Source organism: Streptomyces yongxingensis, from assembly GCF_055597465.1.
Map to the genome: position 1 here is coordinate 234,993 of NZ_CM145717.1, position 25,065 is coordinate 260,057.

The 25,065-nt window shown below is 69.1% G+C and carries 24 protein-coding genes and 3 pseudogenes; 16 read left to right on the forward strand and 11 right to left on the reverse strand.

The window, feature by feature from the left end:
* Window positions 1-147: 147 nt before the first annotated feature.
* The 4 genes from ACZ6TD_RS01005 (at window position 148) to ACZ6TD_RS01020 (ending at window position 4,536) form a co-directional block, all read left to right on the forward strand.
* A complete protein-coding gene (locus ACZ6TD_RS01005; RefSeq protein ID WP_471349076.1) occupies window positions 148-1,098 on the forward strand; it encodes an aromatase/cyclase in 951 nt (316 codons plus the stop codon).
* On the forward strand, window positions 1,095-1,781 hold the full coding sequence (locus tag ACZ6TD_RS01010) for a class I SAM-dependent methyltransferase (protein WP_471349079.1): 687 nt from the start codon (window positions 1,095-1,097) through the stop codon (window positions 1,779-1,781). Before ACZ6TD_RS01005 ends, ACZ6TD_RS01010 begins: the two co-directional genes overlap by 4 nt.
* A gap of 563 nt (window positions 1,782-2,344) precedes the next feature.
* Window positions 2,345-3,049: an AfsR/SARP family transcriptional regulator gene (locus ACZ6TD_RS01015; protein WP_471349082.1), complete on the forward strand. Its 705-nt coding sequence runs from the start codon at window positions 2,345-2,347 to the stop codon at window positions 3,047-3,049.
* Between the two features lie 113 nt (window positions 3,050-3,162).
* Complete coding sequence (locus ACZ6TD_RS01020) at window positions 3,163-4,536, forward strand: aminotransferase-like domain-containing protein (protein WP_471349086.1); 1,374 nt, start codon at window positions 3,163-3,165, stop codon at window positions 4,534-4,536.
* Window positions 4,537-4,952: 416 nt separating this feature from the next.
* Here the strand turns inward: ACZ6TD_RS01020 and ACZ6TD_RS01025 are convergent, their stop codons facing one another.
* The gene (locus ACZ6TD_RS01025; protein ID WP_471349089.1) at window positions 4,953-5,306 is read right to left on the reverse strand and encodes a hypothetical protein; all 354 of its coding nucleotides are present in this window, start codon (window positions 5,304-5,306) and stop codon (window positions 4,953-4,955) included.
* A gap of 15 nt (window positions 5,307-5,321) precedes the next feature.
* Complete coding sequence (locus ACZ6TD_RS01030) at window positions 5,322-5,483, reverse strand: hypothetical protein (RefSeq protein WP_471349092.1); 162 nt, start codon at window positions 5,481-5,483, stop codon at window positions 5,322-5,324.
* 138 nt (window positions 5,484-5,621) lie between these two features.
* Between ACZ6TD_RS01030 and ACZ6TD_RS01035 the strand changes: the two genes are divergently transcribed.
* Window positions 5,622-6,824, forward strand: coding sequence for a cytochrome P450 family protein (locus ACZ6TD_RS01035; RefSeq protein ID WP_471349095.1), 1,203 nt, complete (start codon window positions 5,622-5,624; stop codon window positions 6,822-6,824).
* A gap of 65 nt (window positions 6,825-6,889) precedes the next feature.
* Here the strand turns inward: ACZ6TD_RS01035 and ACZ6TD_RS01040 are convergent.
* A pseudogene (locus ACZ6TD_RS01040) lies at window positions 6,890-7,091 on the reverse strand (TetR/AcrR family transcriptional regulator); the annotation flags it as partial.
* A gap of 113 nt (window positions 7,092-7,204) precedes the next feature.
* Here ACZ6TD_RS01040 and ACZ6TD_RS01045 point away from each other — a divergent pair.
* Both ACZ6TD_RS01045 and ACZ6TD_RS01050 read left to right on the forward strand, forming a co-directional pair.
* A complete protein-coding gene (locus ACZ6TD_RS01045; RefSeq protein ID WP_471349099.1) occupies window positions 7,205-7,981 on the forward strand; it encodes a hypothetical protein in 777 nt (258 codons plus the stop codon).
* A 181-nt stretch (window positions 7,982-8,162) separates the two neighbouring features.
* Window positions 8,163-8,938, forward strand: a pseudogene (locus ACZ6TD_RS01050) (IS5 family transposase).
* Between the two features lie 6 nt (window positions 8,939-8,944).
* Here the strand turns inward: ACZ6TD_RS01050 and ACZ6TD_RS01055 are convergent.
* Window positions 8,945-9,784 (reverse strand): enoyl-CoA hydratase/isomerase family protein, encoded by an 840-nt coding sequence (locus ACZ6TD_RS01055; protein ID WP_471349101.1) that lies wholly within the window; start codon window positions 9,782-9,784, stop codon window positions 8,945-8,947.
* A 93-nt stretch (window positions 9,785-9,877) separates the two neighbouring features.
* Between ACZ6TD_RS01055 and ACZ6TD_RS01060 the strand changes: the two genes are divergently transcribed.
* The gene (locus ACZ6TD_RS01060) at window positions 9,878-10,237 is read left to right on the forward strand and encodes a winged helix-turn-helix transcriptional regulator (protein ID WP_471349104.1); all 360 of its coding nucleotides are present in this window, start codon (window positions 9,878-9,880) and stop codon (window positions 10,235-10,237) included.
* Between the two features lie 164 nt (window positions 10,238-10,401).
* Window positions 10,402-10,629, forward strand: a pseudogene (locus ACZ6TD_RS01065) (ATP-binding protein); the annotation flags it as partial.
* Between the two features lie 350 nt (window positions 10,630-10,979).
* Here the strand turns inward: ACZ6TD_RS01065 and ACZ6TD_RS01070 are convergent.
* Complete coding sequence (locus tag ACZ6TD_RS01070) at window positions 10,980-11,807, reverse strand: helix-turn-helix domain-containing protein (protein ID WP_471349107.1); 828 nt, start codon at window positions 11,805-11,807, stop codon at window positions 10,980-10,982.
* A gap of 111 nt (window positions 11,808-11,918) precedes the next feature.
* On the opposite strand from ACZ6TD_RS01070, the gene ACZ6TD_RS01075 reads away from it, so the two are divergent.
* The gene (locus ACZ6TD_RS01075) at window positions 11,919-12,695 is read left to right on the forward strand and encodes an alpha/beta fold hydrolase (protein WP_086880688.1); all 777 of its coding nucleotides are present in this window, start codon (window positions 11,919-11,921) and stop codon (window positions 12,693-12,695) included.
* 263 nt (window positions 12,696-12,958) lie between these two features.
* Here the strand turns inward: ACZ6TD_RS01075 and ACZ6TD_RS01080 are convergent, their stop codons facing one another.
* From ACZ6TD_RS01080 to ACZ6TD_RS01095, 4 genes are all read right to left on the reverse strand, one after another.
* The gene (locus ACZ6TD_RS01080; protein WP_471349110.1) at window positions 12,959-13,186 is read right to left on the reverse strand and encodes a hypothetical protein; all 228 of its coding nucleotides are present in this window, start codon (window positions 13,184-13,186) and stop codon (window positions 12,959-12,961) included.
* 410 nt (window positions 13,187-13,596) lie between these two features.
* Entirely contained in the window at window positions 13,597-13,857 is a 261-nt protein-coding gene (locus ACZ6TD_RS01085) for a hypothetical protein (protein WP_471349113.1), read from the reverse strand.
* A 770-nt stretch (window positions 13,858-14,627) separates the two neighbouring features.
* Entirely contained in the window at window positions 14,628-15,602 is a 975-nt protein-coding gene (locus ACZ6TD_RS01090; protein WP_471349117.1) for a methyltransferase domain-containing protein, read from the reverse strand.
* A gap of 127 nt (window positions 15,603-15,729) precedes the next feature.
* Window positions 15,730-16,638: an SDR family NAD(P)-dependent oxidoreductase gene (locus ACZ6TD_RS01095; protein WP_471349119.1), complete on the reverse strand. Its 909-nt coding sequence runs from the start codon at window positions 16,636-16,638 to the stop codon at window positions 15,730-15,732.
* Window positions 16,639-16,683: 45 nt separating this feature from the next.
* On the opposite strand from ACZ6TD_RS01095, the gene ACZ6TD_RS01100 reads away from it, so the two are divergent.
* Both ACZ6TD_RS01100 and ACZ6TD_RS01105 read left to right on the forward strand, forming a co-directional pair.
* Complete coding sequence (locus ACZ6TD_RS01100) at window positions 16,684-17,277, forward strand: TetR family transcriptional regulator (protein ID WP_471349122.1); 594 nt, start codon at window positions 16,684-16,686, stop codon at window positions 17,275-17,277.
* A 206-nt stretch (window positions 17,278-17,483) separates the two neighbouring features.
* A complete protein-coding gene (locus tag ACZ6TD_RS01105) occupies window positions 17,484-17,684 on the forward strand; it encodes a hypothetical protein (RefSeq protein WP_471349123.1) in 201 nt (66 codons plus the stop codon).
* A gap of 205 nt (window positions 17,685-17,889) precedes the next feature.
* Here the strand turns inward: ACZ6TD_RS01105 and ACZ6TD_RS01110 are convergent, their stop codons facing one another.
* On the reverse strand, window positions 17,890-18,795 hold the full coding sequence (locus tag ACZ6TD_RS01110; RefSeq protein ID WP_471349124.1) for a LysR family transcriptional regulator: 906 nt from the start codon (window positions 18,793-18,795) through the stop codon (window positions 17,890-17,892).
* Window positions 18,796-18,919: 124 nt separating this feature from the next.
* Between ACZ6TD_RS01110 and ACZ6TD_RS01115 the strand changes: the two genes are divergently transcribed.
* The 4 genes from ACZ6TD_RS01115 (at window position 18,920) to ACZ6TD_RS01130 (ending at window position 23,506) form a co-directional block, all read left to right on the forward strand.
* On the forward strand, window positions 18,920-19,798 hold the full coding sequence (locus ACZ6TD_RS01115) for an NAD-dependent epimerase/dehydratase family protein (RefSeq protein WP_471349126.1): 879 nt from the start codon (window positions 18,920-18,922) through the stop codon (window positions 19,796-19,798).
* A 242-nt stretch (window positions 19,799-20,040) separates the two neighbouring features.
* Window positions 20,041-20,946, forward strand: a complete 906-nt coding sequence (locus tag ACZ6TD_RS01120; protein WP_471349129.1) for a DMT family transporter — start codon at window positions 20,041-20,043, stop codon at window positions 20,944-20,946.
* 76 nt (window positions 20,947-21,022) lie between these two features.
* A complete protein-coding gene (locus ACZ6TD_RS01125) occupies window positions 21,023-22,414 on the forward strand; it encodes an amidohydrolase family protein (protein WP_471349131.1) in 1,392 nt (463 codons plus the stop codon).
* A gap of 612 nt (window positions 22,415-23,026) precedes the next feature.
* Entirely contained in the window at window positions 23,027-23,506 is a 480-nt protein-coding gene (locus ACZ6TD_RS01130; RefSeq protein WP_471349134.1) for a hypothetical protein, read from the forward strand.
* 379 nt (window positions 23,507-23,885) lie between these two features.
* Here ACZ6TD_RS01130 and ACZ6TD_RS01135 read toward each other — a convergent pair whose 3' ends face one another.
* The gene (locus tag ACZ6TD_RS01135; protein WP_471349136.1) at window positions 23,886-24,842 is read right to left on the reverse strand and encodes a serine hydrolase domain-containing protein; all 957 of its coding nucleotides are present in this window, start codon (window positions 24,840-24,842) and stop codon (window positions 23,886-23,888) included.
* Window positions 24,843-25,065 lie beyond the last annotated feature (223 nt).

Sequence of the window (25,065 nt, forward strand, 5' to 3'; positions counted from 1 at the left end):
GCCGGCGCTGGAAGGCCGATCGAGTACGGCGGGCCGTGGCTTTCATCGCCGGTACACCGGCGTTCCAGCACCCGGCCCACACGATGGGCGTGGTGCCAGCGGCACCCGGCCGAACGTCGTCGCACACAGCCGAACACGGAGGAACGCATGGTGAGTCGTACCGTTCACCGGATCGAGGAGAGCACCCGCGTCGCGGCGGGCGTGGAGGTGGTCCGGGCCTTGATCCAGGACGTCGAGGGCTGGTCGCACCTGCACCCCACGGCGGTGCACGCCGAGTACGTCGAGCGGAAGGGCAACGAGAGTCTCGTCCGGCAGTGGGCGCTGGCGGGGGACCGGTCCGTTCGGCACTGGCTGATGCGCCGGTGGGACGAGGACGACACGATCGCCTTCACCCACGAGCCGCCCGCCCCGCCGTTCGCCGAGGTCCGGGGCGCCTGGACCTTCGAGGCCGCCGACGGGGGCGCCGCCGTGGACGTACGCATGGAGCACGAGTTCGTCCTCCTGGAGGAGGATTCCGCCCTGGCCGAGCGGCAGCGGGAGAAACTGCAGCAGGGCTCCCTCGCCTATCTGAGGACCCTCAAGCACGCGGCGCAGAACCGGGACGACATCCACCGTCGCACCCTCACCTTCGAGGATCCGCTGTTCATCGCGGGATCGGTGGAGGACGCGTACGCCTATCTGCTGGAGGCGGACAAGTGGCCCGACCGGATGCCGCACGTCGCCGCCCTCACCCTGGAGGAGCCGGAGCCCGGGGTGCAGTTCTTCGACATGGACACCTCCGACCCGGACGGGGCGCACCGGCATTCCACCCGTTCGGTGCGGATCTGCCTGCCCCACCGCAAGATCGTCTACAAGCAGACCAAGCTCCCGGTCCTGCTGACCGCCCACACGGGCCACTGGGCCTTCACCGAGACGCCGGAGGGCGTCATCGCCAGCACCCGGCACACGGCCACGGTCAAGGAGTCGGCGCTCGGCGTGCTGGGCGAGGGCACGACCGTCCAGGACGCCCGGAACTACCTGCGCCGAGTGCTCACCAACAACAGCATGAGCAACCTCCGGCTCGCCAAGGAGTACGCGGAGGGGCGTGCGGGACGGTGACGGAGGGTCAGGAGACCGGGCAGGGACCGAGCCAGGAGCGGGTGCTGGCGGGCGTGCACAGCTACAGCAGGCGGATGCTCGCCGTCTACGACCTGTGGATCCTGGGCGTGGTCTGCCCGGCGGTGTGGCACTGCTCGCGCCGGCGCATGGCCCGGCAGTACGACCGCAACGTAGGCGCGCGGCACCTCGACATCGGCCCCGGGACCGGGTACTTCCTGCGCCGCTGCACCTACCCCACGGACACCCCGCGACTCACCCTGGTCGACCTCAGCCCCGAGGTGCTGCGGACGGCGTCGGCCCGGTTGGCGAGGCACCGGCCGACCTGGTTCCGCAGGGACGTGCTGCAGCCGCTGGACCTGGGCGATCTGCGGTTCGACTCGGTTGGCATGAACCTGCTGCTGCACTGCCTGCCCGGCGGCATGGCGCACAAGGCGGTGGCCTTCGACCACGTACTGCCCTACGTGGAACCGGGCGGACGCGTCTTCGGAAGCACCGTACTGGCCCACGGTGTGCGCCACGGAATGCTGGCGCCGAGGGCCCTGCGAGAGCTGAACCGCGACAAGGACATGGACAACGCGGACGATTCCTTCGCCCAGCTCGACACCGAGCTGTCCAAACGATTCCCGCGTCACCGCATCACGGTCCAGGGCTCGATGGCCCTCTTCGAGGCGACGGTCGGCTGACCCGGTGGGGGACGGCACACCGGACACGGCCGTCCCCCACCTCCGGGACCCCGGCCCTCCCGGTCCCCGGCCCGCCGGGCCCGCTCCGACCGGCGGACCCTCCGCCCGGACGGGCACGATCCTCCGCCCGGACCGGTGACATCCAGCCATCCCGGGCCGAATCAGCACCTCCGAGGCGTGAATTTCCCGAACCCATGGCCCCGGCCATGCAACCGCCAATCCACCCCACGAGTTTCGCCATCGACCAAAACGCTCTTCGGCCAAATTGGCGCCGAATGGTTTATCCAAATGCCGGTCCAGCGAGCCGATACCATCGATGCCACCCCAACCCCCATACGCCTCTTTGTCCTCTGACTGCATTAGGCGGCCCTTGACTCACCGCACTCGATCAACGTATAACGAGAGCTGCTGGGTAGATTCTCAAGCACTGGGGGGAACGCTACGCGATGCAAATCGAGATACTGGGAAGCTTAACAGCGACAGCGAACGGAAATACCTTCATTCCGTCCGCGATGAAGCCGCGGCAATTGCTCGCGCTACTCATCGCCAATTCCAATCGGCACGTGCCCTCGTCCGCCATCGCCAAGGAGCTGTGGGGCACCACTCCGCCGCGCAGCGCCGCCAACACCGTGCAGACGTACGTCATGCAGATCAGGAAGCTGCTGGAGTCCGCCCTCGCCGGGAACGAGGGAGCGCACGCGACGGACATCCTGGTCACCGGGGCCAGCGGCTACCAGCTCTCGGTCGACCCCGCGGACATCGACCTCACCCGCTACCTCGACCTGACCGCCGAGGGCGAGAGCGCACTGCTCAACAGGGAATACGTGCGGGCCGCACACGCCTTCGCCGACGCACTCGCGGTGTGGCGCGACAACGCGCTGTGCAACATTCGCCCCGGGCCGATGCTGGACACCTTCGTACGCGAGCTGGAGGAGTCGCACACCATCACCCTGGAGCGCCGGATCGAGGCGGAACTGTGCCTCGGCCAGCACTACGGCGTGCTGCGGGAACTGACCGAACTCACCAGGAATCACCCACTGAACGAGAACCTGCACAGCCAGTTCATGCTGGCGCTCTACCGTGCGGGCCGGCGCGTACAGGCGCTGAAGGTGTACCAGAAACTGCGGAAACGGATGACCGACGAGTTGGGACTCGATCCTTCGCCGCGACTCCAGCAGCTTCAGACGGCGGTGCTCAACTGCGACCGCTCCCTGGAATTCAACTACAGCTCGTGCGCATTCTCTCCCGAGGTCGCGCCGACCTGCTGAATGCCCGTCGATTAACCAGCCTCGCACTTTCGCGCCTGACCATCGCAAATTCCGGAAGAACCCAGCGGCCATATGGCCTGCAATTCACTTTCAGCCCCGAGAGGCGAACATCCATGACGCCATCACGCACGACTCCCTCAATCGCCCAGGAGCCGCCCGCCGGCCTCGACCCGGCCGGGCTGCACCCCAGCGTCAGCGATCCGGTGATGGACTCGATGAGGCTGCTGAGCGAGACCGCGTTCCGCTACCCCGGGGCCGTCTCCTTCGCCTCGGGCCGACCCTACGAGGAGTACTTCGACTTCGCGGACCTGCACCGCTACCTGGACCGGTTCGTGGCCGAGTTACGCGACCGCGACGTCCCGGAGCAACGGGTCAAACGGGCGGTCTTCCAGTACGGCCCCACGGCCGGCGTCATCCGCGAGGATGTCGCCCGCATGCTCGCGACGGACGAATCCATCCATGTGGACCCCGGCTCCGTGCTGATCACGCACGGATGCCAGGAGGCGATCCTGGTCGCCCTGCGCGGCCTGTTCAGCTCACGGGACGACGTCCTGCTCACCGTCTCACCGTGCTACGTCGGCATCACCGGCGCCGCGAAAGTGCTGGACATCGCTGTCGAGCCGGTCCGGGAACGGGAGCATGGGCTGGATCCGGAGGACGTCGCCGCGGTCGCCCGCCGGGTCCGCGCAGCCGGGAAGCGTCCGGTGGCCTGCTACGTCACGCCCGACTTCGCCAACCCCTCCGGCCACTCCCTGCCGGAGCGCGCCCGCCGACGCCTGCTCGAAGTCGCCGAGGAGGAAGGTCTGTTGCTCCTGGAGGACAACCCCTACGGCCTCTTCGGACGCGCGGGCGAGGAACTCCCGACGCTGAAGGCGCTCGACCGCGACCGCTCGGTGATGTACCTCGGTTCCTTCGCGAAGACGGCGTTCCCCGGCGCCCGGGTCGGCTACCTGGTGGCCGATCAGCAGGTCGTCACCCCGGACGGCACCTCCCGGCCGTTCGCCGAGGAACTCGCCAAGGTCAAGAGCATGGTCACCGTCAACACCGCGGGCGTCTCCCAGGCCATGATCGGCGGTCTGCTCGCCGAGTGCGGCCACAGCATGCGGAAGGCCACCCGAAGGCTCGCGGACCTCTACGTCGGCCACCTCGACCTGACCCTGGAGTGCCTCGCCGCGCACTTCCCGCCCGCCTCGCACGCGGACCACGGCGTACGCTGGAACGTCCCCGCCGGAGGCTTCTTCCTCCTCCTCGAAGTCCCCTTCGAGGCGAACCTCGCCGCACTGGAGCGATCGGCCCGCGACCACGGCGTGGCCTGGGCGCCCATGAGCATGTTCTACGTCGGCGACGGCGGCACCCGCGTCATCCGCCTCGGCTTCAGCTCCCTGACCCGCGAGGAGATCCGCACCGGCATCGACCGCCTGGCGGACTTCATCCGGGCCTCGTCCACGTCCCGTCCTTCCTCTCCCCCAACCGGAGCGGCGGCATGAACGCATGCGCGAGGCTCGGGCTCCCGCCCCCCGAGGACCACGGCGCCGGACACGGAACGGCCCGCGGAACGCCGTACACCAGGTCGGCGAAGGCACTCCTGCAGGGCCTCCTGAACCTCTTCGCCGAGGTGGGCTTCGTCCACCTCACGCCCCCACCCGTCCCGCCCCCGCCGGCCTGCCGGACGACGACCACAGGCCACGAGGGGCGACACGTGAGGACCCGGCGGTGTGCGTGTGGGAGGACGTACGCCCCCTGACCGCGAACGGTCCATGTCGCCGTGCTCATGCGAGATTGACGTCACGTCCGAGTCGTCGAGCAGGGGCGCGGCCACGCTCGGGCCGTCGGGACCGTGAGCCACAACACAACAAAGAAACCGCAGGTCAGATAACTGACCTGCGGTTTCCCACGGAGCCGCCTAAGGGAATCGAACCCTTGACCTACGCATGACGAGTGCGCCGGTATCCGGTTCGACGTCGACTGCGGTGACGTGGCGGGCGACTTCTTCACCGACGATCGAAGGCCACACCGCGATCACGGCAGCGGCAGTAGTGGAAAGCCAGCCCATCTTCTGGGTGATCAGCTCGTCGAGAGCAGCACGCAGGATGATCGGCTCGGGGGCCGTCCACCCTCGGCGGGGTGTGGGCGGAGGAGAGGAGCGGGGTTGGGGGCGGCGGCGCCAGACGTCTTCCTTGGCCCGGCGGAGAGCGAGGCGTGCGATGTCGACCATGGCGCTGGGTTCGCTCTGGGAGGCGTCGTCGTCGGCAGCCACGCGTACGAGAACCCCCTACCCCAGTGGGCTGTAGTAGTCGAGGTCGGTGATCAGGACCTCGGGATCGACCAGCGGACGGACGCTGTAGCGGATCCAACCGTGGCCCAGATCCATGGCGCGGTCGTAGGGGTCCGCCACCGCGCGGCCTTGGCTGCATACGCCCAACACCTGCCGCATTTAACAGGATATTGACAATAGTGCGCCGCTTCGAGGCGAACGAGCGGGAGGTGATCTCATGAAGATCTTCATGAACCTTCTAGGGTGACACACGCACCACACAGACCGTCTGACGCCGCATCGGTGAGGGGTACGCGTATGACCACGGAGGCACCGCTGGATCTGGGAGCGCTCGGCGAGGACTTCGCGCGCGATCCGTACCCCCTCTACGAGACGTTGCGCGCGCAGGGCCCCGTGCACCGCGTGCGGCTGCGGGACGGCAGCACCGGCTGGCTGGTCGTCGGGCTGGAGGCGGCCCGGCAGGCGCTGGCCGACCGCCGGCTCGCCAAGACGACCCCGCGCGCCACCCAGCCGACGGCGGAGGGCGGTCCGCCGCCGGCGCTCTACCACAATCTGCTGGAGATGGACCCGCCCCGCCACACCCGGCTGCGGAAGCTGGTGGCACGCGAGTTCACCGCCCGCCGTACGGCCGCGATGGAGCCGCGCGTCCGGGAGATCGCCGGCGAACTGCTCGACGCGATGCTCGCGCGCCCGGAACGCCGCGCCGATCTCGTGGAGAGTTTCGCCGCGCCGCTGCCCCTCATCGTCATATGCGAGCTACTCGGTGTCCCGTTCATGGACCGCGAGCGGTTCCGCTCCTGGTGCGAGACGCTGAGCGGCGCGCAGGACCCCGAGCGCCAACTGGCGGCGCTGGAGGCGATGACCGGGTACCTGGGCGAGCTGATCGCCGCCAAACGGGCCCGGCCCGGTGACGACCTGCTGAGCGCGCTCGTCCGCACCAGCGACGAGGACGGTGACCGGCTCTCCACCGACGAACTGGTCGGCATGGGATATCTGCTGCTCGCCGCGGGCTACGAGACGACCGTGGGGCTGCTCAGCGGCGGCACCTGCGCGCTGCTCCGCCACCCGGACCAACTGAGCGCTCTGCGCGCCGACTTCGGGCTGATGGAGGGCGCCGTCGAGGAGATGCTGCGGTACGAGGCGCCGGTCGAGCACGCGACCTACCGCTACCCGATGGAGGACGTCGCCTTCCAGGACGGCACCGTCGTACCGGCGGGCGAGAGCGTCGTGGTCGTGCTCGCCTCCGCTGGCCGTGACCCGGAGCGCTTCGACCGTCCCGACACGTTCGACATCCGCCGCGACACCCAGGGGCACCTCGCCTTCGGGCACGGCCTGCACCACTGCCTGGGCGCGCCGCTGGCCCGGCTGGAGGGCCGGATCGCCCTGCGCGAGCTCCTGGAACGCGCTCCGGGTCTTGCTCTGGACACCACGCCCGACCGGCTCTCCTGGCGGAACGCCATGATCGTCCGGAGCCTTAAGACGCTGCCCGTCTGTTGGTGACACGCACCCCGACGGCATCCACAACCGCACCCCCCGACCGTGGCCCGGCCGGGCCGCACTCCCGGCTACCGTCCGGCCGGGCCGGTGGGTTCTTCCGCCCCGGCCGGGCGGGTGACCTGCCAGGCCGCCTCGATCATCCGGAAGATCTCGTCCACCGCGGCCCGGCGGCTCGGCCGCCTCGCGGGCCAGCGCATGGGCGTCGATCACGAACCTCGCGATCGTCCGGCAGGCCGTCGTCGTCTGCGACAGGCCGGGACCGGGTGCCACTTCGACGGAGGCGGGACCGGGTGCCACTTCGAGGGAGGATGGGGGAAGAGAGCGGGTCTGCGTGGTGAAGTGTGGGCCTTTGACAACTCCGACAGCAGGGAGCGTTTCTTCCGATGACCACACAGCCCGCACGCCCTGAGCGCAGCGGTCCCGAGACCGCCTCGGTCATGGATGTCTTGCCGTTCAAGCCTTCTCTCGTCAAGGCGGTGTTCAGGGACGTGACCTCGATGCACGTCTCCCGGTCGGCCGCGTGGGCCGCCGCGTCGGTGACACGGACAGTGCTGACGGAGATCATCGACGGCGCGAGGAGAGCGGCGCAGGAGGCCCGGAAGAAGCTGATTCCCGGGGACCTTCTCTCGGCGATCGACCGGAACGTCGAGCTCGAGGTGGGGAACAAGTGGTACGACCACAGCCCGACGTTTCAAGGCCTGACCGGTGTCCTGTACGACGCCGAGGGCGTCATCGTGCCTTCTCGTAAGCGCAGCAGGTCGCGCAAACCCAGTGCTGTGGCCGGCGCCCACAGGTTCGAGGCTGGGGTCAAGAAGCTGCTGCGGAGCCAGGGGGCGAGGGCCGTCCCAGCGATGGTCCGCGACCTGGACGGAATCGCGAGCGTGTTCCTGACGGACCTCGCCCAGGACGCGGCCATGGTCGTCCGCGAGGGCGGAGTCAAACGTTTCGGTACGGTCATCCCAGTGATGTCGGGCGAACCGGCCCCACCCCCGTTCCTCAAGGATTCCCTCCTGGCTCTGTCCACTCGCAGGGGGGACGGGCGGACCATCGGCAGGGATGACATCCTAGCCGCCACCACGATTCAGTTGTTCGGCGGCAACCTCAGGCAGCGAGCCCTCATCGAAGCACTCGAGGCGACACAGAACACTTCGGCCGGCTGAGCGAGTGCAACCAACCCCGCCAGCTGCACCCTCATCTGCTACCACAGACTCGCCACATGAGATGGCCTCTCAGAACTCCTAACGAAATGATCTTCGAGGTGGTTGGATCGCTCCGGGACGCATGATCCGGAGCTGTGGAGTGGCGCGGCCGAAACCGTGGGAAGTCGATGACGAGTTGTGAGTGGTGATCGAGCCGTTGTTGCCCAGGATCGAGCGCCGGGTCCGGCATCCCGGGCGCAAGCGGCATCCGGACCGGCTGGTGTTCCAGGGCATCCTGTTGTTCATCCTGCACACCGGGATCGCCTGGGAGCACCTGCCGCAGGAGCTCGGCTTCGGCTCGGGCATGACCTGCTGGCGCCGGCTGGCGGAGTGGACCGAGGCCGGCGTGTGGCCCCGGCTGCACGAGGTCCTGCTGGCCCGACTCCGCGGTGCCAAGGCCCTGGACTTCTCCCGCGCCGCAGTCGACGGCTCCCACATCCGGGCGTTAAAAGGGGGCCCAAGGCCGGACGAGGTCCCGCCGACCGGGGCAGGACGGGCAGCAAGCACCATCTGATCACCGACGCCACCGGTATCCCGCCAGCCGCGACCCTGACCGGCGGGAACCGCGACGACGTCACCCAGATCATCCCGCTGCTGCGGGACGTGCCGCCGGTGCGGGGCAAGCGCGGCCGGCCCCGGCGCCGCCCGGATGCGGTGCTGGCCGACCGCGGTTACGACCACGACAAGTACCGCCGCCTGGTCTGGAACTCGGCGTGAAACCACTGATCGCCCGCCGAGGCACCGAACACGGCTCCGGCCTGGGCACCCAGCGCTGGGTCGTCGACCGTGCCTTCGCCCACCTGCACTGGTTCCGCCGCCTGCGCATCCGCTGGGAGATACGCGAACGACATCCACGAAGCCTTCCTCACCCTCGGGTGCGCACTCATCTGCTGGCGACGCCTGAAGGCATCCCGGTAGGAGTTCTCAGGTGATGTCGTCGACAAGAGCCTCAAGGTGGCGCTCTCCGTCGCGGGTGTGCACGCCGGCGGCCAGTGCAGCCTTGGCAAGACGGGCTGCAGCGGGCTCACTGAAGAGTCCGCTGAGGAGCGCGTTGGCCTTCCGCAGGCCGTGAGTGGTCGACTCGGCCGCAGTGTCGACCGCTTCGGTCGCGGCGCGGGCGACGCCGGGCGGCAGAGCGGCGATGCGGGCGGCGAGGGTGTCGACGACGTGGTCAAGGTCGGTATCCGGCACGGCCCGGTTCACCCATCCGATCCGTTCCGCGGTCGCGGCATCGATCAGCTGCCCGCCAAGGATGATCTCCAGGGCGCGTGCGCGACCCACGAGACCGGGCAGGTATGCAGTGCCTCCCGCGCCCGGGAGGATTCCCAGCCGGCACTCCATCTGGGCCATTCCGGCGCGCTCGAGCGATGCGAACCGCATGTCCATCGCGGACAGCAGTTCCGCACCGCCGCCGCGTGCCAGTCCGCGCAGCTTGGCGATGGTGATCTGCGGCAGCGACCGGATGCGTTCGTGGAGCCGCATCATCGGGTTGAGGGACTGGTCTTGTTCGGGCGCAATGGGGAGCGCAATGAATGCCGCGGGATCGTCGGCGGTCGTCATGTCGCCGTGCGCGACGAAGAAGTCCGGGTCCGCGCTGTCAAAAACGATCACCCGGATGTCGTGGTCGCCGGACATGGCGTCCGCGAACCGGTCCAGGTCCGTCATCAGGGCGGCATCGAGCAGATTGATGGGAGGGTTGTCGATCACGACGTGCGCCACGCCGCTGGTGAGAGAGATCTTGAGGGTCGAGTATGCGTCAGTCATGATTCCCGTTTTCGACGTCAGGCTAGGTTTCTGATGTATATCTAGTAGTACGGATATACTTCAACGAAATCAGGTATCGCGAGGGAGACCGACGTGCCCGAAGTGAAGCTCAACGGCAACGGCCGGCAGTTGCTCGACCAACTCTTCGACAAGTGGTCCTTGCTGGTACTGGCCGCATTGTGCGACCGCCCCCGACGCTTCAACGAACTCCGGCAGCACATGCCCGCTGTCACCCCGAAGTCACTGACTACATGCCTGCGACGACTAGAGCGCAACGGCATGGTCGAGCGAGTGGTCGTGTCCACGGATCCGGTGGCGATCGAATACCGCATCACCCCCCTGGGCCGGACCCTTCGGCCCCCTGTGCACGCCGTACTGGAATGGGCCGTCGATCACCTCGACGCGGTCGAAGCCGCCCGCTGTCACTACGACGAGCGACGAGGGGACAAGTGACATCCGGGTGTGTCCAGCGCAGGACGGCGCCAGGACTCCCAACTGGTCATGCCGAGCCGTTCGCTGTGTGCGGCCGGAGTCAGACCCGTACCAACGATCGCCCAGCCGACCCGGGCCAGTGTCCAGGACGAAACCGCTCGCCCGGCCCTCGCCGCACCATCGGGGACGCCGCAGAGGGCTTCTACCGCCTGATCGACGCCGCCTACGAGCGACGCTCGATCACGGTCAGCAGCAACCTCCACCCCTCGGGCTTTGACGAGATCATGTCCAAAACCGTGGCCACCGCGACGGTCGACCGGCTCATGCATCACGCTCACATCGTCGTCACGCAGGGTGACAGCTACCGGCTCACCCAGGCCACCAGTGGACAGCGGGTGAAGCTCTTCAGCTGACCGAACCGACCCGGAGGCGGGGAGATATCTGGCGCCCACCGGGGAGAACCCCAAGACCGCCAGTGGGGCGCACCATTGGCCGTCGATGGGGAGTTCGAAGAGGCCGTTGACGGCCCCGGCGCCAGCTTTCCGCGTGGTGGTGCCTGGGCCATGAGGGTGTCCTCATGGCCCTGAAGGACGGCCACGGCTTTGCAGAAGTCGTCGGCTCTGCCGGGTATCAGTCGATGTTGCGGGTGGTGGGGTCGAGTCTGCTCAGAACGGCGCGCACCAGGTCTGCGAGCACGGAGTTTCGGTGATCACGGGGTTGTGACGCCACGTGATCAGATGTGAGTGTTCTCGTGGGCACCTCCTCACTCGGCGGCCACCGTCGCCTGCCACGCGCCCGGGCGTTTGCCTGTGGCCCTGTGGAAGAACACCGAGAAGCTGGATGCGTCGGGGAAGCCGAGTACGTCGGCACAGCGGGCGGCGGTGAGGCGGTCGTGTGCGAGGAGCCGTTTGGCTTCCAGGGTGATCCGTTCGACGATGTACGCCTTCGCGGTGCGGCCGGTGGCCTGCTGCACCGCTCGTGAGAGGGTGCGGGGCGCGTATCCCAGCGCACGGGCGTAGTAGCCGGCGTCGTGGTGTTGCCGGAAGTGCGCTTCGACGCTGGAGCGGAACAACCGGAACACCGGATGTGTGAGCCGTGCTTCGGCGTGCGGTGGGTGCAGCCGGGTGATGAGCGCGGAGAGCAGGATTTCGGGCAGCTCCGTCGAGGAGTCACTGGGTGGGACGGATGCTTCGAGGAGGAGATGGCTGCGCGCCGTGTCGACGAAGGGCCAGTCGGCGTCGGGGATGCTCCAGTGCGCGACCAGGTCCGGGGAGGCGACGAGTTCTCGGGTGGTGTGGGTGACCGGCGCGGTCGGCACGAACAGCACGAGGTGCCCTGCTACTTCGGCGATGTCGTCCCACCGGTGCACCGCGCCGGGTGGAATCCACACCGCGGACCGATCTTGGAGCGGGTGGAGGTGGAAATCGACCGTGACTGAGCCGGGTCCGGCGTCGATGACGGCAAGGACGTGGAAGTCGGCGCGCTGTGTGCCGCCGTCGTTCAGCTCGCGAAGGCGGCCGAACGTCATCGTCTCGACCGAGGCGGCGCGGCGTCCCGCGGGCTGGTAGGTCATCTGCCGGATCACGCTCACGTGTCCAGTTTTCACCATCGGGCGACCAGTCACGCCGATGCCCCGTCCGGGTGCAGAAGTTTCAATGAATACACAGGGCAATCGCCTAGAACATCGACCGGAAGAGCCATCATGAACACGACGCAGCAGACGCTTCTGCCCGCTTACGACCATCGGCCGGGGACCGGGCCGACTCTGGTGTTCCTGCACTACTGGGGTGGTTCTGCCCGCACCTGGGACCTCGTCGTCGACCGCCTGGCGGGCCGTGACGTGCTCACGGTCGACTTCCGCGGGTGGAGCCGGTCGAGCGCTCTGCCCGGTCCCTATACGCTCGGTCAGCTCGCCGACGACACGCTCGCCGTGCTCGCGGATGCGGGGGTCACCGACTACGTCCTGGTGGGGCATTCGATGGGGGGTAAGGTCGCACAGCTGGTCGCGGCCACCCGGCCCGCCGGCCTGCGCGGCATCGTTCTCGTCGGCTCCGGCCCGGCGAAGCCCGCCGCACAGGTCACTCCCGAGTACCAGGAAGCCCTGTCGCACGCCTACGACTCCGCCGAGTCCGTGGCCGGGGCACGGGATCACGTCCTCACCGCGACCGAGCTGCCCGCTCCGGTCAAGGCGCAGATCGTGACCGATTCGCGGACCGTCACCGACGCCGCCCGCACCGAGTGGCCGCTGCGCGGCATCGCGCAGGACATCACCGAGCACACGCGCATGGTCAGCGTGCCCGCTCTCGTCGTCGCCGGAGAACACGACCAGGTGGAGCCCGTCGGCGTGCTCCGCGACAACCTGGTGCCCTACCTCTCCCAAGCCGACTTCGTGGTGGTCCCCCACACCGGTCACCTGATCCCGCTGGAAGCCCCGGCCGACCTCGTCGACGCCATCACCGCATTCGCGCCGGCAGCCTGACCGTCCCCGCGGCCCGACGACGGGCTGTGCCCCTGATCACCCGCCCACGGGGCCGGGACAGATCCTGCCGCGTTGCACCGCACCCGACAGATCTGCTTGTACGCCGGCTACGACTCCGACACAGCCCGCACCCTGCTCGACGGCCGCGACTTGCGCGGCCGGATTGCACGCAAAAGAGAGAAAGGACCGATTCAGGAACGTCGACGGTGGCACGTGGAGCGCACCCACGCCTGACATAACGCCTTCCACCGCCTCACCCGATGCTACGAGCGTCGACTCACCGTGATTGAGACGAGGGCTTCCGCCGCGGCGCTGACGTGGACGCTGCCGCACAGCCGGACCATGTGCAGCGCGCTGATGAGCTCGCTGCTGACCTCCCACACCTGGCAGATCTGGCCCAGCAGAAGCTTGTGCGCGGCGCGTCCGGCCTCGCGCTTCAGGTAGGCGAACTGGTACGCGTAGTTGGACGAGCGAGTGGAGGCGTCCAGCAACCGGCGGTACGCCTCCGCGCGGTCTCCCCTACTGCCCAGCCGGGAACGCGCACAGGCCGGTACCGCCCGACCAGCGCACTGTCCACGCCCCCTGTCGCTTTGATACCGGCAGCCGCCACGCCCGGCGTGATGAAGGTCATGCCCGGTTCTGCCATCCGACGGGCCGGGCGCCGGCCGGGCCGCAGCAGCTGCGCGACCCGGGCCGTCCCGCAGGCGAGGTCTTCCCAGCGGGCATCCGGGAGGCGCACTGTGTGGTGGCCACGGGCGTTCCCCCGGCCAGCAGGGACCGTGGAACAGCTCGGATCACCCCGCGAGCCCAGTCCAGCCATTCATCCGTCACTGCCGCGGCCGCCGCAGGAAGAAGGCCCGACCCCCGGCGGCCGGGTCCCGGGCCCTGCCAAGGAACGCGTTCAGCCAGCGTTAGGGTCCTGGCCGACCAGCCGCGTGAGCAGTTCCACGATCTGGGCCTGGTTCCGGTCCATCTTCTGTCCGAGCTCCTCGATACGGCTCTCCAGCCGGTCCACCTTCTGATCGAGGTTCCCGACCTGGAGACGCACCGCCGTCAGGTCGCTCTTGATGATCCCGAACTCGCGGTCGGTCTTCTGCTCGACCTCTTCGAAACGCCGCGTCAGGGCGGCGAGTTCGCTGTGAGCTATGGGGTCCTCGGGCACGCGGGCGCTCCTGCCAGATCATGAAAACGAGCAGACATCAGGCCGTCCACGATATCGCGCTCACCGGGCGCCGGGCCCGGCCCCGGATGTGATCGATGCGGGCGCCACGAGGTCGCCGCGCCGATCGCGGCTGGCCCGGTCGGGGCCGCACGGGTGAGGGGCAGCCGCATGACGACGTCGTCAGGCCCGCGGCGGTCCACGCTTGATGTCCAAAACGCTCACTTTACTATCTCTTGACGTTACGGGAGCATGCAAAGCGACAGACCAAAAGGGGGAGGGTTTCCATGAACCACCGCTGGCCAGCTCGCTTATTCACCGTAGGTGCAGCAGGTCTTCTTGCGTTCGGCCTGTTGACGTCCCCCGCCTTGGCGGGAACGAACAGCAGCTATTCGAAGTCCGGATCCGACTACAGGCACTGCCCCATCGGCGCGCAAGGACGCTTCACGCACACCAACGACCACTTCAGCATCCGCAAGGTGTGCGGCCTGGACAACCGGCACGGCGTCCTGCTCGGCGACGTGCGAGGAGACTCCGCTCCGGAAGTTGTGGTGTGGTCCGACAAGCGATCTGGCTCTGCAAATGGACGGGATTACAACGTTCCCGAAGGGACCCTCGTCCACGTCAGGGCATGCATCGGCGACCGTGACGAAGGAACCTACTGGCGTTGCGGTCCCTGGAGGAGCGGCCGGGCGTAAGAGCTCACCTGTACGCGGGACCCGAGGCCGGTCTTGGGTCAGGGCGAACTCCCGCGCCAGCGGCCAGTACCGCGCTCACGCGTGCAGGGATAAGCCGACCAGCAGCGGGGCCGTTACACAGCAGCGCGACCGTAGGCACGCGGCGAGCGCGGGCCCCGTTGCCGGATCCCGGCACCACACGTACTGGCGCTCTGGTTCCATGGTTATGCCGAAGTCGTACAGGGTCGGCTGTCCCTCGGCCAGCCACCAGTCCCAGGCAGGCTCCAGTTCGTCGGCCAGGCGTCGCGGCCCGCCCTGACACGCGCGGGCCTGCCGATTGGGGAGTGTGGTGAGCGTGGCCCAGGAGGCGACGCCGTCGTGGACCCACACGTTCACGCCGTCGTCGTCCATGCCTGTGCTGATCTGCACGTCGGGGAGGTGGATGCGCAGGGCGAAGATCAGGTGCGCGTCGTCCTTCAGCGGGTGCGGGTCCCGTGCGAAGGGGCGTTCGTCGTCGGCGGGGCCGGTGCCGCGCACGTGCGGCCAGCTGCTCGCGGACGGTGTGCCGCGGGCGGGCATGAACGTGGCCAGCCCCTGCATCCACCCCACCGCCGGGCGGTGGTCGTCGGCGACGGTCAGCGCGACGTGCCCCAGCCGCCCCCACGGGGTGACGATCCTCCCGCCCGGCCGCGTCTGCTCCACCCACGCCCAGGGCACCTGATCGACGGCGTACGTGGAGATCACCCGGTCGTACGGCGTGCCGGGCGGCCAGCCTCCGGCGCCGTCGTCGACCACGACCGCCGCATCGACGCCGGCCGCGTCGAGGTGTTCCTTGGCCTGCCGGGCCAGTTCGTCGTCCACCTCGACACTGACCACGCGCCCGGGGCCTGCGCGCCAGGTGAGGAGGGCCGCGTTCCAGCCCGTCCCGGCGCCCAGCTCGAGGACGCGGTGGCCCGGTTCGAGCATCAGGGAGTCGAGCATGTCCACCACGATCGACGGACACGACAGGCTCGAGGAGGGCGCGCCGTCGGTGATCCGGGTGACGGCCGCGTCGTAGGGCCGGCCGTACACCTCGGCGGCCCTTCGGTCGGGGTCGCTGCCGCGGTCGAACGGCTGGTAGGTGTGGCCGTCCCAGCGCCACAGCCGGTGGGGCGTTGCGATGTGCCATGAACGCGCCTGTTCTCGTCGGTGCCAGGCGTCACGTCGTGGTCAGGCGGTTGCGGTGTCTCTCGCACAGATCCCAGATCGTGTTGCGAGTGGTTTCGTCCAGGACTGCTCTTGGCCACGGGGCCGGGGTGGCCTTGCTGTTGAAGTAGGTCCCGCTGGTGTCCCGAACCTCGGGACTGGATGCGAGGTACACGCTGGAGCGCGTGGCCTTGAGCAGCGCGCGATGCCCGTACATGACCGGCATCGTCAGGCGTAGGAGCGGCGCAATCGGGCGGGCCAGTGGCGGGTAGGTGCCGATGGTGAGGTGCTTGTTCATCGAGGTGTAGGCGTGCCCAGGGTAGGCGACGTTCAGCGTCACCGGCGTCGCCGTGAGTTCCTGGGCGAAGCGGTAGCTCATCGCCATCTGCGCCAGCTTGGTCTGGTTGTAGAACGACAGCCCGACGTATGACTTCTCGCCCTGCAGGTTGTCCAGGTCGATCCGCCCCCGCGGGATGCCGCCGGTGATGTTGATGACCCGAGCCGATCCCGAGGCCACCAGAGCCGGCATCAGCCAGTGAGTGAGGCAGAACGGCGCGAGCACGTTGACCGCGAAGGCGGTCTCGATGCCGTCCTCGGTCAGCTCGCGGTGAGAGCGGGTGGCCCCGGCGTTATTGATCAGCACGTCCACGCCACCGGTGCGGGTGCCGGCCTCCTGGGCGAGGTGATGGACATCGCGGAGCCGGGACATGTCGGCCGTGATCGCCGTGACGTTCTCGTTCCCGCTGGTGTGACGGATCTCGGCTACGGCGGCGTTGGCGCGGGTCTTGTCGCGGCCGACGAGGATGACGTCGGCGCCGAGCTCGGCCAGTCGCCGTGCGGTCTCCTTGCCGATGCCTCCGGTGCTACCGGTCACGAGCACGGTCTGGCCTTCCATTGCCACCACTCCATCCTCGACTGTCACCCAGTGACAGTATAGACATTGAGTGAAGCAAAGTAGTCTGGGTGCATGGAAGAGGGACTGCGCGAACGGACGCGCCGAGCGGTGCGGGCAGAGCTCGCCGAAGTGGCCATCGGCCTGTTCGCTCGCCGGGGGTTCGACAAGACGACCGTCGAGGACATCGCTCAAGCAGCCGGCATGACCAAGCGCAGCTTCTTCCGCTACTTCCCCACCAAGGAAGACGTCGTCTTCGACGGCGTCGACCTCACCGGGGAGAAGGTGGTCGCCGACATCGCGGCACGACCAGCGGACGAAGCTCCCTGGGACTCTCTGCATCACGTGCTGCGGGCGTGGCAGGAAGAGATCCATGCCAGTGAGCGGGTACTCGATACCCTGCGCCTCATCGAAGCCACACCCGCACTGGTCGGACGACTCCACCAACGCAGAGCGGAATGGCGTCGGCGAGTCAGCAGCGCGCTCCAGAACCGGCCAGGGGCCGACATCGACCCATACACCGCGGACCTGCTCACCAACGCCGCCACCGCCGTACTGGACGCCGTGTCCACTCAGTGGCTGCGATCAGAGGGGCACGCGAACCGCCCAGCTCTCCTGGACCGAGGGTTCACGCAGATCCACGTTGACCCCAGCACGCGACAGGCATGAACCCGCGGCGCCCGTCGACCGCCATCAACGTCCGGCCCCGCAACATCTAACCTCGCCGCCCCGCCACCCTGACCACCTGCTCGCTCCGCACCCCACCGGGTCGAGGGAGCCCGCTCGTGCTTGGAGGCACCTACCAGCAGCACGCCGACCACAGTTGCTCTTCGTGGCGGCGGCCAGCCGGGTAGACCGGGGCAAGAGTCCAGGATGTGCTCGGTGTACCGGAGTGGGCCGCCCTGCTCACCCCCGACGCCCGTCGCGGCCTCACTCCGCTCTTCTGGTCCCACGTCCGACCCTACGGCGAGGTGAACCTCGATATGGGCACCCGCCTCAACCTCGCCGGGGCCTCCATACCAGGCTCTCGGGCCCCGGCCGACCAGGCGGCGCGATCCACCGTGGAGAGCACATGAACCTGCGCAGCACTGCGAGCGGGGGGCGTACAGGCGTCTCGCGTGGCGAGACCCCGACGCGTGGCTGCCCCGGGCTCGTGGCGCGGTGATCTGGATCGCGATCTCCATGAACGCCTTCAACCGGGTCACCGGTCATGAGCACGCCCCGCCCACGCGAGCCCGGTGGATTTCGGGAAGTGATCCGGACACGGCCGGGGACGTCCGTTCAGAACACGCGGTCGCGCCGGATGTGGTGTGGGATCAGGTCGAGGAAGGCATGCAGCGCCCGCGTCGGCGGACGCGTCGCGGAGGCGACCACGCTGAGCGTCCAGGCCAGTCGGGCGTCCGCGAGGGGGACGGTACGAACGGCGTCCCCGGCCGCCGCGGCGAAGTCCGGGGGCAACAGCGCCACGCCCAGGCCGTGCGCCACGTAGTCCGCGATCGTGGTGATGTCCGAGACCTCGATGAGGACCCGCCGGGACAGCTCCTCCTTCGTGAACGCGTCGTCCGCGATCTGGCGTTGCCCGAAACCGGCGGGCATGTCGACGAAGGATTCCCCGGCGATGTCTCTGAGCCGCGCACTCTTCCGGCGGGCCAGTGGGTGATCGGCGGGGACCAGCAGCTGCACCTCGTACCTCTTGATGGCCCTCGAGCTGAGGTGTTCGTCCTTGATGTCGGCTCCTACGAAGGCCACGTCGACGTGGCTCTCCTTGATCCGCTCGATCAGCCCGGAGGTTCCCCGCTGGGAGGTCTCGGTACGCAACCGGACCTCGGGATGACGGCGGTGGAATTCACCGGCCAGCGCGGGTACGTCGATCACCGTCAGCCCGCTGAGGACGCCCACGGTGAGGCTGCCGCGCAGCCCCGTGGAGGGCGGCTCCACTGCCGCCCGGGCCCGGTCGAGTACCTCGATCGCGGTCCGTGCCTCGGGGAGGAACGCCGAGCCGGCCTCCGTCAGTCTGACCGACCGCGTGGAGCGGAGGAGCAGTTCGGTCCGGAGTTCGTGCTCCAGGGCCTTGATGCCGGCCGAGAGCGTGGACTGAGTGACGTGCAGCCGCTGGGCCGCCCGCGTGAAGTTCAGCTCCTCGGCGACGGTGATGAAGTACTCCAGCCGCTTCTGGTCCACACTCACCCCATTCATCGGTATGTCCGATCGAGTATTCGAAAACATTCGTTGGACACGATAGCCGGGCAGGGCGACTGTTGTCGTGCGGGCCAACGCCCGGACCAGGAAACGTCAGCGAAAGAGGATGACCATGCGCGTACTGCTCACCGGCGGCACCGGCTACATCGGAGCCGCGGTGCTCGATCGGCTCATCTCCGGCGGCCACCAGGTCACTGCCCTGGTCCGCTCAGCCGAGAAGGCCGAGCTGGTGCGGGCCAAGGGCGCCGAGCCTGCGGTTGCCGACCTGGCAGACGGCCACGCCCTGGAGGAACTCGCGACTGCGAGCGACGGCGTGATCCACCTGGCGTCGCCGGGCGACGAGACCAGCGCGACCGTCGACGAGGTCGCCGTCACCAGCTTCCTGCACGCGCTGCGGAACACGGACCGGCCGTTCGTGCACACCACCGGCGTCTGGCTGCACGGCAGCGGTTCGGCGATCACCGAGTCGTCCGGCATGAACGCCCCGCGACTGACCGCCTGGCGGGTGCCGCTCGACAAGCTCGTGCGCGACGCGCGGAGCGTCCGGACCTCGGTCATCGCACCGGCAGTGGTGTACGGCCACGGCGGCGGTCTGCTGAACCTCGTCGCCGCCGGTCCTCGAACCACCGGAAACACCCCGGCGCTCACCATGATCGGTCCCGGTGACCAGCACTGGAGCACCGTGCACGTGGACGACCTGGCCGAGCTTTACGTGCTCGCGCTGGAGAAGGCCCCGGCCGGTTCGTACTTCATCGGCGCCGGCGGTACGAACCCGACCGTACGGGAGATCACCGAAGCGGTGAGCCGCTCTGTCGGCCTGGCCGGACGCGTCGAGCCCGAACCCGTCGTGCAGACGCTCGACCGGCTCGGCCTGCTCGGCGAGGCCCTTCTCCTTGACCAGCAGGCTTCGGGCGACACGGCCCGGCGTGTCCTGGGCTGGGCCCCCACGGGACCGTCGGTCCTCGACGACATCGCGCGTACGGACTTCTGAGAGCGGCCCGCGCCCCGGGCCCCGCCGCAGGCGGGGCCCGACCGGCCATCGGCGGCCGGGCCGACCGGGACCTGCGCGGCCGCAACCCTTATTGAAGGAACTCCGACATGAGTACTCCCACCGCTCCAACCGGGTCAGGTCATCGCCGTCCTGCTGGGCCCGGTCCCCAGTCGGCGGGACAGTCCCGCCCATCCGTGCCTCGCGGCGGCTCGCCGGCCGTCGCGGCAGCCATCGCGGCCGGCATGGTGGTGCCGGTACAGGCCCGTCTGAACGGCGAGCTGAGTCATCGCCTCGACGACGGCATCGCCGCGGCGGCGATCAGTTTCTCGGGCGGACTGGTCCTGCTGTCCCTCCTCGCGCTCTTCTCCCCCGGGCTGCGCGGCGCGCTGCGCCGCCTGGCCGGCGCTTCACGGGATGGTCGGCTCCCCCGCCGGTACCTGCTGGCCGGTGTGCTCGGCGGCACGTTCGCCCTGGCCCAGTCCACCGCCGCGCTGGTCACTGGAATCGCCGTGTTCACAGTGTCGGCCATCGCCGGTCAGACCTTCGGCGGTCTGATCGTGGACAGCCGGGGTATCGGCGGCGGCCTGCGGCAGCGCCCGGGCGCTGCCCGGCTCACGGGAGCGGCCGTCATCCTGGTGGCCGCGATCATGTCCGCCCTGCCCCGTTTCGCCGACACCCTCGCGCCGGCCACGATCATCCTGCCGGCCCTCGCCGCCATCGCCGCCGGCTTCCTCCTCGGTGTGCAGCAGGCCCTCAACGGAGCGACGACGGCCGCGTCGGGCTCGCCGCTCGCAGCGACCTGGCTCAACTTCCTTGTCGGTGCGGTGTTCCTCGCCGCAGCCTGGGGGGTGAAAACACTCGTGCAGGGGACCGCGGGGAACCCGCTGCCCACCAGCTTGTGGGTCTACCTCGGTGGTCTGTGCGGCGTGGTGTTCATCGGCGCCTCGGCGTTCCTGGTGCGCCGGATCGGTGTCCTGCTGCTGAGCATGGCCTCTATCGCGGGGCAGCTCGCCAGTTCGATCGCCCTGGACTTCCTGGTCCCTTCGGGCGGTCGGTCCCCCTCCGTCCTCACCGTCCTCGGTGCGTTGCTCACGTTTGGCGCCGTCTGGATTGCCTCCCGGCGCCCTCGTGACACCACCGCGAAGTAATCCACGTCCGCGCCGGACCGGACGCGGACCCGACCCACCATCCCTCTCTCGATGGAGAAGCAACACAGTGCCGCCCATGGCACGAAAGGAACCACAGGTGTCCCAGAACCAGCCGCAGAACAACGAACGCATCCTGATCAAGGGCGCGTACCTGATGACGCAGGACGACAAGCTCGGCAACTTCGTGGGCGACATCCTCGTCGCCGACGGCAGGATCCTCGAGATCGGCCGGGACCTGTCCGATGACCGGGCCAGGGTCATCGACGGCACAGGGAACGCCGTGTTGCCCGGTTTCATTGATACCCACCGCCACAACTGGCAGGGAGCGCTGCGCAACCTCGGCCCCGCCTGGACCTACCAGGAGTACCGCAGCCAGGTGCAAATCGGCCTCGGACAGTACTTCGACCCGCGGGACGTACACATCGGCAACCTGGCGGCGGACCTGATGTCCCTCGACTCCGGGGTGACGACCGTGCGGGACGAGTCGCACATCAGCAACAGCCCCGAGCACTCGGACGCGGCGATCGCCGCGCACTGGGAGTCGGGCATCCGCGCCGTCTTCGACCACGGCTGGCCGTCGACGGAGGCCGAACAGTGGCAGTTCGGCAGCGACCGCACCCACCCCGACGACATTCGGCGCATCCGCGACGAGGTGCTCTCCGACGACTCGGCGCGGGTGACCCTCAACGCGATGCTCCGCGGACCGGAGCTGTCCACCCCCGATGTGTCCGAGCGTGACATCCGGCTCGCCCGTGAACTGGGCCTGCGCATCAGCATGCACGTGGGCCTCGGCGAGTGGGGGGCGGAGCAGCAGGCCGTACGGCAACTGGAGGAGGCCGGGCTGCTCGCCTCCGACATGACGTTCATCCATCTGTGCACGTCGACCGACGAGGAGCTGAGAATGCTGGCCGCACGCGGCGCCACCGCGTCCGTGGCCGGCGCCCTCGAGGTCTTCATGCCGGGCCTGGGCCAGCCGGCCACCAACCGGCTGCTGGCCGCCGGTGTCCGCCCGAGCCTCAGCGTGGACACCGAGACGATCGTAAGCGGTGACATGTTCGGCGTCATGCGGGCGACCCTCGCCTACCAGCAGCTGATCCTCGCCGGTGCGGCCGGGCCCATGGACCGTGTTCCCGGCCTGCCCACGTTCGACGCCGCCGACCTGCTGTCCTTCGCGACCATCGAGGGCGCACGGGCCGCGGGGATCGACGACCGCACCGGCAGCCTGACCCCGGGCAAGGAGGCCGACCTGATCATGATCCGCCTCGATCACGCCAACATGCTGCCCGCCACGGACGCCGCGGCCACGATCGTCGCGGGCGGCCACGCCGGCAATGTCGACCTGGTCGTGGTGGCCGGTGACGTCCTCAAGGAGAACGGTGTGCTGAAGGGAGGCGACGCCGTCTTCGACGAGGCCGCGGCCTCCCGTGACCGGCTCTTCCACGCCGCCGGTCTGCCGCTCCCGGTCTGAGCCGGACGCCGGGCAGGCGCGGGCCGACGCGAACGACGACCCGGCCGACAGATGCACGTCACCGTGGCGCACCGGAAACCGCTCCGACACGCAACCGGCGTCCCCGTAGCAGCAGAGCCGCGCACCGGTGCCACCGCCCTGATTCGTGGCCTGGGCCGCCGTCGCGGTAAATGCCGGATTTACTGGGGCAGAGCCCCTGCGGTGATCATCGCGACCTGCGGCGGGCCACTCCGGCCGCCGGGACGAGGTGTACGCATTTACCGCGGCAGGACCGGAAGGGCGGGGCGGGCATGGCGATCGAACCGGTGACCGAACCCGGGAGCGGGGGCGCGCTGCGCGTGCCGCATGCCCGGGTGGTGCCCCTGCCCGCCCCACCCGCGTCATGCACCGCGGCGGTCGAGCGGTACCTCACCGGCGCGGGCACCGCGAAGTCCTCCGCGCGGATCTACCGGATCTCGCTCACGACGCGGGGGGGGATGCTCACCGGCGAACCGGCGCCGACCGGACCCGCCCGCCGGGGCGCGGAGCCGCCCATCTTCCCCGTCGCCGCCATCGACGACCCGGCACTGCCGGAGATCCTGGCCGAACTGGCGGCAGCGCGGGCAGACGGAGATGGACGCCGACACCGTCAACCGCGAACTGTCCATCGCACGCAAGGCGATCGGCTGGTGGCAGCGTCAGGGCTGGATCGAGCACGATCCGACGATCGGCATCGAGCGGCGGCCGGCGCCGCCCGACCGCACCAAGGCCCTCGCCGAGAACCAGATCGCCGCCCTGTGGCGCCTGGACGCAGCCCTGCGGGAGAAGACGTTCCGGAGGATGCTCTACGAGTCCGCCGCACGGGCCGACGAGGTGCTGTGTCTGAACGTGGAAGACCTGTACCCGCAAGACAAGCGTGGGAAGATCACCGCGAGGGGCGGGGCGACGGAGTGGATTCACTGGCAGTCCAGCACCGCCCAGTTGCTGCCCCGCCTCATCGCCCGCCGCACCCGCGGCCCGTTGTTCTCAGAGGCCGCAAGGCTCCGGCCGGGACAGCGACGCTCGATATGTGCCCCGAGACCGGTCGGCTCGGCTCTCCTACCCGCGGTCTGAGGAGATCTTCGAGGAGAACACCCGGCTGCTGGCCAACCCCCTTGCCTCGCCCGAGGACATCGAGGACCTGGACGGCTTTACACTCCACCGGCTACGCCACAGTGCCCTGACGCACGACGCCGAGGGCGGTACGTCCACGCCGATGCTGCCGGCCCGCTCCCGCCACGCATCCGTCCGCTCTCTGGAGCGGTACGCCCGCCCCGGAGTCGACGCACTCGCCCGACACGTCACGGAACGCGACCCCGCTGCACGTCGCCGCACGTGACGCCCGCCGTTTGCGGCTGGTGACAGCGTTCTTACCGACACCCCGTCCTCAGGGATGTCCCGTAAATGATCTCCGAAGGGAGTGAGATGCATGGCGGAGCTGCCAGGGACGTGTTCAGGCTGGCGGCATTAGCTCAATCGCAGCGGACACTTCAGCGAGAAGCGACGCAACACCCGCTCCCCAACGCGAGCTCACCACCAGGTCCCGTGCCGGGTCGACCCATAGCAGGTGGCCGCCGCCATTTCCGCGGGCGCAGCGCCCGGTGGACGGGGCCTTGGACCATACCGTGCGGTGGTCGTTCAGCCACCAGGAGAGCCCGTAGTTGGGCTTGACCGGGCAGGGCCGCCACATCTCCTCGATCCACGCGGCGGACAGCAGCCGGCGCCCGCCCCATTGCCCGTTCCGCAGGCAGAGTTGCCCGATCCGGGCCAGGTCGAGAGCATTGATCCACAGTCCGCCGCCCCAGTGTGCGCCGCCGGACACTACGGCGATGCGGCGGCCGTCGATCTCGACCGCGGAGTCGGCGTAACCGTGCCAGGACCACCCGGACGAGGCCCCGATCGGCTCCATGATCCGCTCGCGCAGCGCCTCCGGAAGGGGCCGACGGAGCAGGACGGTGAGCGCGAGGGCCGTCAGGTTCACTCGGACATCGTTGTAGGCCCAGCCCGCTCCGGGCGGTCCGCCGGCTGACTCCGTTCCCTCACGAGTGCTCTGGGCGTCGGCCCAGGTCGGTTTGGACCACAGCTCGCCCTCCCACTGGCTGGACTGGTCCAGCAGATGCCGCCAGGTGATCTTCCGCGCGTGTGCGCCGCCGAACTGCGGCAGGTCGACCGAACGGCACACGGGTTCGTCCAGCCGGAGCAGTCCGTCGTCGAAGGCCAGCCCGGCCACCAGGGACAGCACGCTCTTGGTGGCGCTGAAGGCCATCTCCGTCCGCTCTGGGTCACCCCAGGAGGCGAGTACCACGCCGCGCCGCACGACGACACCGCTGGCCCCGTGCCCGTCGAGCAGGGGGCCCAGAACCTCCCGATGTGAGACATCACCAACCTGGGAGGCCAGGTAGGACCTCATGTCCTGGATGCCCGGTACCGTTCGCTCAGCCTGTTCCTTCGCGGCACGTGCCAGCCGGGCGGCATCCACCCCCGACCACGGGTCGTCGGCATCCCCGCCCCCGTCCAGACACCGCCCTACGTTTTCCATCAACCCCGCCCTCGTCTGCGTCTGCGGACCGTCCGGGTGCTCCTACCCCACGAGCCCCCGACTGTCACCGACGCACTGAACTGGCGGGTCGCCG